Origin of the sequence: Polaribacter sp. Q13 (assembly GCF_016858305.2) — a bacterium.
Taxonomy (GTDB): Bacteria; Bacteroidota; Bacteroidia; order Flavobacteriales; family Flavobacteriaceae; genus Polaribacter.
Window position 1 is genome coordinate 526805 of record NZ_CP074436.1, and the last position, 12872, is coordinate 539676.

Below are 12872 nucleotides of genomic sequence, written 5' to 3' on the forward strand. Positions count from 1 at the left end.
GTAAGATGATAAAAAAGGTGATTCCGATTGTAATAATTTGCTTGTTGTTTTCGTGCAGTGTTAAACAAAAAAAGCAAGACATAGCGGAAAAACAAGAAAAAGTAAACCTCGTTTTATCATTTTTAAATTTGAATTTTGGTATGTTTATTCATTATAATATGGGTACCTATCATGCAGAGCAATGGGCAAAACCAAATCACGATCCAAAATCATTTGCACCAACAAATTTAGATTGCAATCAGTGGGCGAAAGCTGCGAAATCAGCTAAAATGAATTATGCCGTATTTACAACAAAACATCATGATGGATTTTGTTTGTGGAATACTAAAGTGACAGATTATGATATTGCTAGTAGTTCTTATAAAGGTGATATTGTTAAAGAATATGTTGATGCTTTTAGAAAACAAGACATAAAAATCGGACTCTATTTTTCGGTTTGGGATAGACAACATAAAATTGAAAATAAAAATATTACACCTAAAAATATTCAATACACAAAAGATCAACTAACCGAATTACTAACCAATTATGGTGATATAATATGTATTGTTATTGATGGTTGGGGATCTAAATGGGGACATGGACCAAATTTTAATGAGTTGCCTTTTAAAGTTTTGGAAGATCATATTCATTCTATTCAACCTAATTGTTTAGTGATAAATCATAGTTGTAAAACGGATTTAAATGTAACGCAATTGGTGCATTATGAAGCTACGCACGGGCAACATTGTCCGTATGATAATACATTGCCTTCTCAACAAGGCCCCACGTTACAATCTACTTGGTTTTGGGAAAAAGGATATGAAAATCAAGAATTGAAATCCGTAAAATCTGTTGTTGAAGAATTAAATTTTGCAAATACTCATTATGCTAATTATTTATTAAATGCGGCTCCAAATGATGCCGGTTTAATGGATGATAATGTAGTAAATAGATTGAAAGAAATAGGTAAAGCAGTTACTTTTTCTAAACCATTAATGGCATTGCCAAAAGTAGAAAAACCTCATAAAAACGTAACTGTTACTGCTTCTAGTTCTTCTTCTGATGAATTTAAACCAAGCAATGTTATTGATTGTAATTTATTTACACGTTGGCAATTTGCCAAAGAAGACAAAAAACCTTGGATAGAATTAGATTTTGGAAAGCCAGAAACTTTTAACCGAGTTATTTGTGGTGAATTTAGAAAAGGTGTAGAGAAGTTTAAAATTGAAGCTTTTGTAAATGGAGATTGGAAATTACTGGCTGAAGGAAATAAAATAACGAATAATTTTAATGCTTCTTTTGAAGATGTTACTGCTCAAAAATATAGAATGGTAGTTTTAGAAAGTTCTCAATTACCTAAAATTGCGGAGATCACTTTTGTTAAATATTAATATTTAATCATTCTGAGCGATTGCGAAAAAATGAACATAAAATCTAGTTTTTACAAGGTTATTCTTTTCACTAAGAATAACCTTGTAAAAACTCAGACAATACCGTTATTCTAGGAAGGTCCATTTTTTTGCGTAATCTACTGCGAGAAGTATTTATGCCTTCAACGCTAATACCCATTATCTGGGCCATTTCCTTACTTGAAAAACCTAGTTTAATAAAAGCACACATTTTTAAATCTGTAGGCGTTAAAAGAGGGTAATTCGCTTTTAATGATGAGTAAAAGCTATCATTAATTTTTGTAAAATGAGATTGAAACTCTTTCCATTTTCCTTTGGTACTTATGTTCAGTGAGTTTTTAACATCCTTAATAATTTTAATATTATCACCTTTTACATTTAATCGGTTCAATTGTTTTTTTATGTCTTCTTGTAAAGTGTCTCGTTCTAATAATTGCATTGCAGAAGACAATAGCTCTTTATTTTTTAGCCCTAATATTTCTTCTTGTTTTTGAATTTCAAGTTGTTGCTTTTCATTAACAATACGTTGATTCAATAGTTTTAGTTTATTTTTTCGCTTGAAATAAAAGAATCCAATTCCAAATAAACTACTTAAAACAATAATTATTGATAATAATTTTAATCTCCAAAACTCTTTTTCTCCTTGTAGTAATTTAATTTGTTGAGTTTTTAAAAGCTCGTTGTTTTTTGTAAGTTGAAGTTCATATTTGTTTTTGATTTCAAACAATTCTTTGTTTTGAGATTTGTTACTGCTAAATAACTGATCATTCAATTTAGATGCCTGCAACAAGTATTTATAAGCGATTTTATCATTACCTATAAGTTCGTAATTTTCTGAAAGCCTATTTAATATTTGTAGTTTTTTATCCGGTTGGTTTTCAAATTTATCTATAGCAGATAAACTTTTATTATAAAAATAAATAGCAGAATCTTTATCTTTTTCAAGTTCATAATATTGTCCTAACCGTTGGAATAAAAGTGTGTGCTGTTTTTTTAAAGGAAGAGGGTAGAAGTTCTTTAATTTAAATAAGATATTTTTAGCTTTCTTTGGTTCGTTCTTTTTTATGTATATATGCGCTAATTGAATTTCAGAATAATGAAAAGCGGCCTCATTAATGCCACTTTTTTTAAAATTTTCAATACTTTTTAAAGCCAATTGTTCTGCTTTTTCAAAATCGAAGGTAGCTTTTATTTCAATCCAAGCACCAAGGTTGTATATTCTTCCTAATAAGAGCTCTTTATCATCTTCATTTACGTTTTTGTTTTCTATAATTTCAACGGCTTGTAAATAACTTTCTTTGGCTTTTTTATGTTGCTCAAAAACCATGTAAAGTGATATTAATTTACTGAGTGTTCCAATTTTTTGAGATAGATATTTAGGCGATTCCACTAAGGGAAATAACTTCCATATTTCATCGTAACTTTTACTATAGTTCCCTTTTTTAGAATAAAATTGGATTAATTTAAAACGTGTCTCTATCAATTGAAGCGTGTCCTTTTTTTCTTCAAAAGTTGAAAGTGAATTTAAAAGTTTGACTTCGTCAAAACCATTATCTAAACGTTGATTAGAATAGGTAATAAACGTAATTAGTAAAATTGCAAAATGTAAGATTATTTTTAAGTGTCTGTTAGTCATTAAAATACTATTTAATCTGTAAAATACTGATAATCTGATTTTAAAAGTACTAAATATTTAAGAATGCTAAGCGTAAAATGGAATTAAAATAGATATTGCTATGTTTAAGCTATGTTATAATATTGGTTTTTTAAGTGAAATAGTTGAATATTTGTGTACTACTTTATGTTAGTATTTAAATCATGTAACTATGAATTATAAAATGAATCATGTACTTGCTTTTGGGATTTTATTTTTAATTATGGCTTGTGCTACCGTAGAAAAAAAACAAGAGAAACCTTCAAAGCCAAATATCATTTTTTTGTTATCGGATGATCAACGAGATAATACCTTTGGAGCAATGGGGCATCCAATTGTAAAATCACCCAATGTAGATAAGCTGATTAACAATGGAATCCGTTTTTCTAATACGTATGTTGCAGAGCCCATTTGTGCATCTAGTAGAGCATCATTATTTACAGGAACTTATGAACGTGTAAATGGTATTGGATTTACATCAGTATATTCTTTAACTGAAAATCAATGGGAAGAAAGTTATCCAGAATTATTGCGTAAAAACGGATATTATACTGGTTTTATTGGGAAATTTGGAGTTGAGTATTATACGTTTAAAGGCAAAGCTTCAGAAAAATTTGATTATTGGAAAGCACACGATGGTTGGTCTAAATTCTGGCCAAAAGGTTTAGAAAACTGTGCTATTTATGCTGATTCGAAAGAAGATATAATTACTTCTATTATGGGAGAAAGCATTGAAGACTTTTTACAGAAAACACCAGATGATAAACCGTTTTGTTTGTCTGTTAGTTTTTCGGTGCCTCACGGAAGTCAAATTATGTCTATGCATCCAGAAAGTGAGTTGGCAGAAATCTGTTTAGAACCTGCAAATAAGTACGAAAAGTTAAAAGGAACAGAATTTTATGACACTTTGTATAGAGATAACGTTGTGAAAATTCCAGAAGAGACTGCAAAAGATCCGTATCAATTTATACCAGAATTTATGCTAGATCAGCAAAAAGGGCGTGCTACTCAAACTTATATTTACGATTACAATACTGTTTCTTGCAATGAGCATTACATCCGTTATTACCAACAAATTTCTGGAATGGATAAAGTAATTGGAGATATGGTAAAATCTTTGAAGGAAAAAGGATTGGATAAAAATACAGTGATCATTTTTGCAAGCGATCATGGTTTGTTAATGGGAGAATACGGAATGGGAGGAAAAGCGTTGTTGTATGATTTAGCTTCTAAAATCCCTTGTTTTATTTATGATCCTCGTTTGCCAGAAAATAAAAGAGGGCAAGATATTAAGGAATTGGTTTCTAGTTTAGACATTACTTCAACAATTTTAGATTATGCGGGTATTAAATCTCCTGATGTTATGCAAGGAACTAGTTTAACGCCATTGATAAGCGGTACAGATAAAGATTGGCGACAAGAATTATTTTTAGAAAGTTTTTTTACAGGAAGAGACAATCCATTTTGTGAGGGAATTAGAAAAGGAGATTGGAAATACATACGCATGTATCGAGGAGGTTTTTGGGGATATAAAGAAACCGATTTAGACTTTAAAAATAAAAAACCGGGTTATGAACAATTATTTAATTTAAAGGATGATCCTAAAGAGATGAATAATTTAATTAAGAAGTTTGAAGGGAGTGAGTTATTAGCAGAACTAAGAGGTAAAACAGGAAACTATGCCAATGAGATGAATAGTACACGTGTAAATTATAAGGAAACCCACAGTATTGCTTTAAGAAAGAAAAACAAAAAGAAGAAAGTTGAAAAAAATAAAAAATAAGATGATGAATACTATTCAAAATTTAACAAAACAGGTACTATTATTGCTGTTTGTGGTAGTTTCTATGCATACCTTAAAAGCACAAGAACGACCGAATATTATTATGATTATGACGGATGATCAAGGTTGGTTTGATGCCGGTTTTAATGGGAATAAGACTATTAAAACTCCAAATTTGGATAATTTAGCTTCAAAAGGAGTCATTTTTGATCGTTTTTATTCAGCATCCGCAGTATGTTCTCCAACAAGAGCAAGTGTTATGACAGGTAGAAATGCACTAAGAATTGAAATTCCGGTTGCTAATTCTGGACATTTAAAAAAAGAAGAAATAACGATTGCAGAATTAGTAAAAAAAGAAGGATATGCTACAGGGCATTTTGGTAAATGGCATTTAGGAACTTTAACAAAAAATGAATTAGATGCAAATCGTGGTGGGAAAGCGAAGCATTTTAAACATTTTAGCATTCCTACAATGCATGGTTATGATGAATTTTTTAGTACAGAGTCAAAAGTACCAACGTATGATCCATTGATAAAACCAACTGAATTTAAAGAAGGAGAATCATTAATTTATGGTTGGTCTGCCGTTAAAAAAGGAGAGAAGTCAGAAAGTTATAAAACTTCATACTGGGTTGGTGATGAGCAGAAAACAAAACAAAATTTATCGGGAGATGACACCAAACTTATTGTTGATAAGGTAATTCCGTTTATTCATAAATCAGTTGCCAATAAGAAACCTTTTTTCACAACAGTTTGGACACATACACCACATTTACCCGTGGTTACAAGTGATTATTATAAAGCTAAATATGCTGGTTTTACAAATAAAGAAAAGCTTTATTATGGTTGTATCACTGCTTTAGATGATCAGGTAGGAGCCTTGTGGAGCGAATTAGAAAAATTAGGAATTACAGACAATACAATGATTTGGTTTTGTAGTGATAATGGTCCAGAAGAGGAAACTCCCGGGAGTTCTGGAGAGTTTAGAGCGCGTAAAAGAAGTTTGTATGAAGGTGGTTTACGCACACCTGCTTTTGTTGTTTGGGAAGGAAAATTAAAAGGGAATAAACGTGTTGATTTTCCTGCTTCTACAAGTGATTATTTGCCAACAATAATTAATCTATTAGATATTGAGTATCCAGATAACAGACCTTTAGATGGTATAGATATTATGCCTTTCATAAAAAAACCGAAGAAGCAACGTAAAAAACCAATGGGATTTGCATATAAAAAGCGCATTTCTTGGGTTACGAATCAATACAAATTGGTTTCTGAAGATTTAGGTGTAACCTATGAGTTGTATGATTTGTTAAATGACAGATCAGAAAAAAATAATTTAATTAAATCGATGCCAGAACTCGCTGCTAAAATGGAAAAAGAATTAGCTGCTTGGTTTGTATCGGTTAATAATAGTAAAAAAGGAAATGATTATTAAAAGTTTAATTATTAAGTTTATGAAACTAGCAACTTACTGTTTTGTACTAACAATGTTATTTACAAGTTGTACAAAAGCTCAAACAAATACAAAACCAAATATTGTAATTATATATGCTGATGATATGGGGTATGGCGATTTAAATTGTCAGAATCCGAATTCTAAAATTCCTACGCCAAATTTAGATAAATTAGCTTCCGAAGGCATGCGATTTACAGATGCGCATAGTTCTTCTGGAATTTGTTCTCCAAGTAGATTTGCATTGCTAACGGGGCAATATCACTGGAGAAGAACCCATAATATTGTCAATTCTTTTGGAGGTCCAATGTTTAAAGATAGCGATGTAACACTTCCGCAATTATTAAAAACAGCAGGATATGAAACCGCAGCAATAGGGAAGTGGCATTTAGGTTGGAATTGGAATTTTATCAATAAAGAACCGTCTGGAGAGCGCACGTATTGGGGTAAAACTCATAAAACGTATTTAGTTAAAGATATAGATTGGAAAGCACCATTAACTGGCGGACCTTTAGATAGAGGTTTTGATTATTATTTTGGTGATGGAACCATTAATTTTCCGCCTTATGCTTGGGTAGAAAATGATAAGTTTGTGGAGGCTCCCAATGATTTTTTTGAGTTTAATCTGTTTGCAAGAGAAGCAAAAGAAATAGATTGGGATTCTAGACCAGGACCCAAAGTAGCTGGTTGGGATCCTTATCAAGTATTACCAACGTTAACTAAAAAAACAGTTTCTTGGATTCATAATCAGAAAAAAGAGAAACCATTTTTTCTATACTTAGCATTGCCATCTCCACACGCACCAATTATTCCGAATGATGAATTTGATGGAAAATCAGAAGCAGGAGCTTATGGTGATTATATGTTTCAAACAGATTGGATTGCTGGTCAAGTTTTAAAAGCATTAAAAGACAAGGGGTTTGAAGAAAATACCATCGTTATTTTTAGTTCAGATAATGGTCCAGAACAATTTGCTTTTGAAAGAGCAAAGAAATTTGATCATTACAGCATGGGCGATTTTAGAGGTTTGAAAAGAGATTTATGGGAAGGCGGACATCATATTCCGTTTATAATTAAGTGGCCAAATAACGTGGAAGCTGGAGTTGTTTCAGACAAATTAATATCACAAGTAGATATTATGTCTACTATTTTAGATATCACAAAAACCACTATACCAGAAAAAGCAGCCATGGATAGTCAAAGTTTTTTGCCTATTATTTTAGGAGATTCAGAAGAGAAATCAACAAGAACATCCACAATACATAACACACAAAGAAAAAGGTTTGCGGTAAGAAAAGGTAAATGGTTGTTTATAAATTATACTACCGGAGACGTTTCTAAAATGCCGGATTATTATAAAGAATTAAGAGGTTATAAAGATTTTACTACCAAAGGGTTATTGTTTGATTTGGACAAAGATATAGAACAGCGTGATAATTTATATTCAAAATTCCCTGATGTTGTAAAAGAAATGGAATTACTATTAAAGAAAGAATTGAGTAGAGGATATTTAAATTAAATTTTTTGTAATTTTATCAGATTCGTTTCATTTTAAAATATAAATTATAGTATGATTAGTCTGCGCAATATTTTTACCCTGGGGATATTTTTTGTGATGTCTACTTATTCCATCCATGGACAAAAAAAGAAACCTAATATTTTACTAATTTGTATTGATGATTTACGTCCGGAATTGGCCTCATTTGGCGCTTCTTATGTGAAATCTCCTAATATAGATCAACTAGCAAAAGAAGGAAGAGCTTTTCAAAATCATTATGTAAATGCACCAAGTTGTGGTCCGTCTCGTTATACTTTGTTAACGGGTATTTATGGTCCACCGCAGAATAATGCACTATTTCTACGTGCAAAGAAGTTAGAAAATAATCCAAAAAGTGTAATGCCGAGTATGCCAGAATGGTTTAAGAAAAACGGTTATACAACAGTTTCTGTTGGTAAAGTATCTCATCATCCTGGAGGTAGAGGTGGAGCAGATTGGAATGATGATCATGTTATAGAAATGCCAAATGCCTGGGATAAACACCTCATGCCAGTTGCAGAATGGCAGCATCCTAGAGGAGGTATGCATGGTTTAGCAAATGGCGAAATTAGAACTAAATCTGGTAATATGGATGTTTTTCAAACTGTTGAAGGTCCAGACACAATATATCCTGATGGTCATATTACCAACGAAGCGTTGAATCAATTAGATGATTTAACATCAAATAAAAAACCATTTTTCTTGGCTGTAGGTATTATTAAACCCCACTTACCATTTGGAGCACCAAAAAAGTATTATGATTTATATGACGGTGTAAAATTACCAGAATTAAAAAATACAGATAAACCAAAAGGGATTACAACTTGGCATTCATCTGGCGAGTTTATGAAATACAATCGTTGGGGTAAAAACCCGAATGAAGATAAAGAATTTGCGTTAGAAGTTAGAAAACATTATGCTGCATGTGTAAGTTATGCGGATGAACAAGTTGGCAGAATTCTTCAAAAATTAAAAGAAACGGGAGCCGATAAAAATACCGTTATCGTTTTATGGGGAGATCATGGTTGGAATTTAGGAGAACATGCCATTTGGGGCAAACACAATTTATTTGAACAAGGATTGCATTCGCCTTTAATCATATCTTATCCTACTTTAAAAAAGAAAGGAAAAAGTACAAATGCTATTGTAGAAACTGTAGATATTTTTCCAACCTTATGTGATTTAGTGGATGTTGAAATTCCTGCTTTTGCAAAAGGAACTTCCTTAAAAAGATTGTTAAAAAACAATAAAAAATCTGGGCATTTAGCAGTTGCCTATAATGGGAAAGCACAAACACTTAGAACAGATACCTATAGGTTAATAGCGCACAAAAAAGGGAGTTTTGAATTGTACAATCATCTTAAAGATCCTTTAGAAATGAATAACATTGCAGAAAGTAATCCAGAGGTTGTTCAAAAGCTGAATTTATTATTAAAGGAAAAGCTGAAATAACTATTTAACTTATTTATTCTTATAAATATGAGATAAGCGTTTTTATTCCTTTTTAGATTTAATAAATAGGCTTGGTTTCGGTTTAAGTGAAAAAGAAAAACAAAGTTTGATAGAAATAGCTATTTAGACCATATGTTGTGTTTATTATATCAATTTCAATTGTATACCTAATGTTTAGAATTTATTTTTACTAATTAGAAATATGCTGCATAAAATGTTTTTTTTGCAGGTAATAAATTAGTAAAATGACACAATTTTTTAGGATTATTATCTTCATTTGTTTTTTCTCGTTTTTAGAAATTACGCAAGCACAAGTAATTTTTAACAGTGGTTTCGAAAACAGTTTAGCTACTGATTGGGCTGCAAATACTAGCGGTACAGGAATGGATGCTTTTGAAATTACTACAGCTGCTAAACGTACAGGTGCAAATGGTTTTCATATGGATTTTGCGGCTGCTGGTCAAAAAGGAAATCTTTGGACGCCTAAAAATATAGAATGGGAAAACGGCGAAACTTATCGTATTTCATTTTATTATAAAGCAATTGATATTGGTACTAGTAATGAACCTAATGTAAAAGTGTTTCAAAGCGATGGAACTAAATTCGAGCATTTCAATTTCACATTAAATAGTACAACTTGGACTAAATATACTACAGAATTTACTGCAGGAAAAGATGATACTGGAGGCTATGTTTTATTTTCTATAAGACCAAATACAACTGGAGATTTTGGATCATTTTATTTTGATGATTTTTCTATTGAAAAATTAGTGCCGGAAACGGGTTTCTTCGCAGATATAAAAACTAAAGATATTCCGTCTGATCCATCTATTACTTGGACGCAATTTGGTCCGGGAATGAGTGGGAATAACACTTGTTTTTATGTGCACCCTACAGATCCTAATACACATTACACGAGTCCGAATATGGGGAATTCCTACCGTTCAACGGATAAAGGATTTACGTATGAAACCATTATGAATGAAGATGCTGGTTCATATTCTTCTAGTGAAAGAGGGCCTATAGAAATGTTTTCATTAGATTTTTCTAGACAGAACGAAAATTTTGGATTTTCAACAGGAAAAAGAAAAGGAGAGTTATATATTTCTTCTGATAAAGGAAAAAAATGGCAACTTATTACTACAAATGCAACCAAAAATAATTTTTTATCTTGTGTTTCCGTAGATCCTAAAGATGATAATGTTTGGTTTTTAGGAGCAGGAAAAATGCGTGATTATGGGCGTACTTTATATCCGTTATCAAATCCTAAAGGAACACATGTAGATGAAAATGCAAACGGACAACTATGGAAAACTACAGATAAAGGAGTTACTTGGGCTTTATCTAATTCAGGGATAGATTCAAATGCAGAGTTTGAAACTATTTTGGTAGATCCAATAGACTCTAACATTGTGTATGCAGGTACAAATTATGGATTTTATAAAAGTACAGATGGAGGTGTAACTTGGGTGCTAAAATCTAACGGAATAGATCATGATATGATTCGTTCTATGGACATACATCATGATAAAACTACCAATCAAATTACCATTTTTGCCCTAAGTAATATTACGTGGAAGGCTAATGGAAATACGGTAGAAAACGATAAAGGCGGTGTTTTTAAAAGTACCGATAGAGGAGAAACTTGGATAAGTATGAATGGTAATTTAGCAATAGATTTAAATCCTTTTTCTGGTGATGCAAATTTTGTTAAAGATTATTATCAATCTATTACCCACTATTTTGGATTTTCTTCTATAGATGCTGCAAAAACGGCTTACCCTGTTTTACCAACCAATATAACGTCACGTTTTTACATGGTTACGGTAGATCCTAATGATGTAAATAATGTGTATTTGGTAAACAATTATTCTAATGCATCAGAAAACAATTTTAGACCAGGGCAAATTTGGCGAACAACTAACGGTGGTTCAAATTGGTTTGTAACCTTACGAAATGGTAAAAACTGGAATAACGGTAATGATGATGCATATTGGGTTTCTGAAAGAAATAATCCAATGGGAACAAATATTACCATGAAATATAAAAGCGACTGGGTAAATAGAGATAATTATGATCGTAAAGGATGTAATTTTATTAAGTTTAATTCAGATGGTTCGGTATTGTACACTCAAATGGCAAAAATTGGTTTGGTTTCTTATGATAAAGGAGCAACTTGGTTAGATATTGATGATGAAGCAGCAGCAAGCCCAAACAGTTGGGTTGGTGCAGGAAATAGCAATGTTCCTGGGCATGGGTTTTATCAATCAGAGCTTATACCTGACAAGGTTTTTTGCGCCTCAGGAGAAAATAGTTTATGGATTACCAATGATGAAGGAGAAGCAATTAGACCAGGAGCGCAAGGAGCAGAGGTTTTGGACTTAACAGGAGGTGAACATTCTGTGAGTTCTTTTGTGGTGCATCCTACAGATCCAACCATTTGGTTTGCAACGTTTTTTAGGCAGGAAAAAAAGGGACAAGTAATAAAATCTACCGATAGTGGTAAAACATGGGCAAGTATTGGTACGCCAGTGCCTTCACCTTGGCCAGAATTAGGTGGCGGAGATCAATCTGTACATCAATTAAGTTTTATTATAGACAAAGACAATCCTAATAACATGTATTTCTGTGTGCCACGTTCTACTTTAAAATTAGAATGGGTTGGAGATAGTGTTACTGCTTGGGGAGTGCATAAATCTACAGACGGAGGAGCTACTTGGAGTCAAGTAAATAATGGATTACCAAGTTCTTTAGATGTTGCGAGGTTAAAGATGGATCCTACTAATTCTTCTATTTTGTATGCTGCAGTAATTGATAATGGCGGAGGTTTGTATAAGTCGATTGACAAAGGGTTGAATTGGGCAAAAGTAGCCTCTACAAATGCCATTTCTGGTAGTTCTGGTATTAATGATATTCATTTTGATGTAGATGGTAAGGCTTATATAACTGCTGGTTTTAAGAATGAAAATTCTGATGTTGGTGGATTATGGGTAAGTGATGATAACATGCAAACTTGGACTAAAAAGTTCGATTATCCTTGGACAAATCGTGTAGAAGTTGCAAAGTACGATTCAAAAACTATTTTATTATCAACTTTACCAAATTCAAAAGTAGGATATAAAAATTCAGGTACTTTTTTATCTAAAGATGGTGGAGATACTTGGGTGAAAATAAATATTGGAAACGGACAAGCCGATAGAATAAATGATATTGCCATTAATTATACGAAAGTAGGCTATTACTATGCATCCACACGAGGAAGTGGTTGGTATAGAGCAATCGATTCTAATCCGAATACTTTAAGTTTAGGTAAAATTAATAGGAAAGAGAAGATAAAAGTGTATCCAAATCCTGTTTCTGATGAATTATTTATAAACGGAATTGAAGGTGAAAATACTCTTTTAATTTATTCAATGAATGGTAGATTAATACAGACTTTTAAAAATAAAACCGAATTTAATATCTCTCATTTAGCAAAAGGCATGTACATCTATGTGATACGTAATACTGAAGATGGTTCTAAAATGAAATCTGGAAAAATAATTAAAAGATAAAGGATTAAAATTATAATCAGTATTTATTTGATAATTAATATAATCCAA

Annotated in this window: 7 protein-coding genes; 6 read left to right on the forward strand and 1 reads right to left on the reverse strand. The window is 31.8% G+C overall.

Annotated features, from left to right (window positions below; genetic code table 11):
- Nucleotides 1-5: 5 nt before the first annotated feature.
- Entirely contained in the window at nucleotides 6-1373 is a 1368-nt protein-coding gene (locus tag JOP69_RS02045; protein ID WP_203393099.1) for an alpha-L-fucosidase, read from the forward strand.
- Nucleotides 1374-1443: 70 nt separating this feature from the next.
- Here the strand turns inward: JOP69_RS02045 and JOP69_RS02050 are convergent, their stop codons facing one another.
- Nucleotides 1444-3027: a hypothetical protein gene (locus JOP69_RS02050; protein ID WP_203393098.1), complete on the reverse strand. Its 1584-nt coding sequence runs from the start codon at nucleotides 3025-3027 to the stop codon at nucleotides 1444-1446.
- 190 nt (nucleotides 3028-3217) lie between these two features.
- Between JOP69_RS02050 and JOP69_RS02055 the strand changes: the two genes are divergently transcribed.
- The 5 genes from JOP69_RS02055 (at nucleotide 3218) to JOP69_RS02075 (ending at nucleotide 12824) form a co-directional block, all read left to right on the forward strand.
- The gene (locus JOP69_RS02055) at nucleotides 3218-4828 is read left to right on the forward strand and encodes a sulfatase-like hydrolase/transferase (protein WP_203393097.1); all 1611 of its coding nucleotides are present in this window, start codon (nucleotides 3218-3220) and stop codon (nucleotides 4826-4828) included.
- On the forward strand, nucleotides 4809-6263 hold the full coding sequence (locus tag JOP69_RS02060) for a sulfatase-like hydrolase/transferase (protein WP_252191166.1): 1455 nt from the start codon (nucleotides 4809-4811) through the stop codon (nucleotides 6261-6263). Before JOP69_RS02055 ends, JOP69_RS02060 begins: the two co-directional genes overlap by 20 nt.
- Nucleotides 6264-6282: 19 nt before the next feature.
- Complete coding sequence (locus JOP69_RS02065; protein ID WP_203393096.1) at nucleotides 6283-7800, forward strand: arylsulfatase; 1518 nt, start codon at nucleotides 6283-6285, stop codon at nucleotides 7798-7800.
- Nucleotides 7801-7896: 96 nt separating this feature from the next.
- Nucleotides 7897-9270, forward strand: coding sequence for a sulfatase (locus JOP69_RS02070; protein WP_252191167.1), 1374 nt, complete (start codon nucleotides 7897-7899; stop codon nucleotides 9268-9270).
- 245 nt (nucleotides 9271-9515) lie between these two features.
- Nucleotides 9516-12824: a T9SS type A sorting domain-containing protein gene (locus tag JOP69_RS02075; protein ID WP_203393094.1), complete on the forward strand. Its 3309-nt coding sequence runs from the start codon at nucleotides 9516-9518 to the stop codon at nucleotides 12822-12824.
- The last annotated feature ends 48 nt before the right edge of the window (nucleotides 12825-12872 follow it).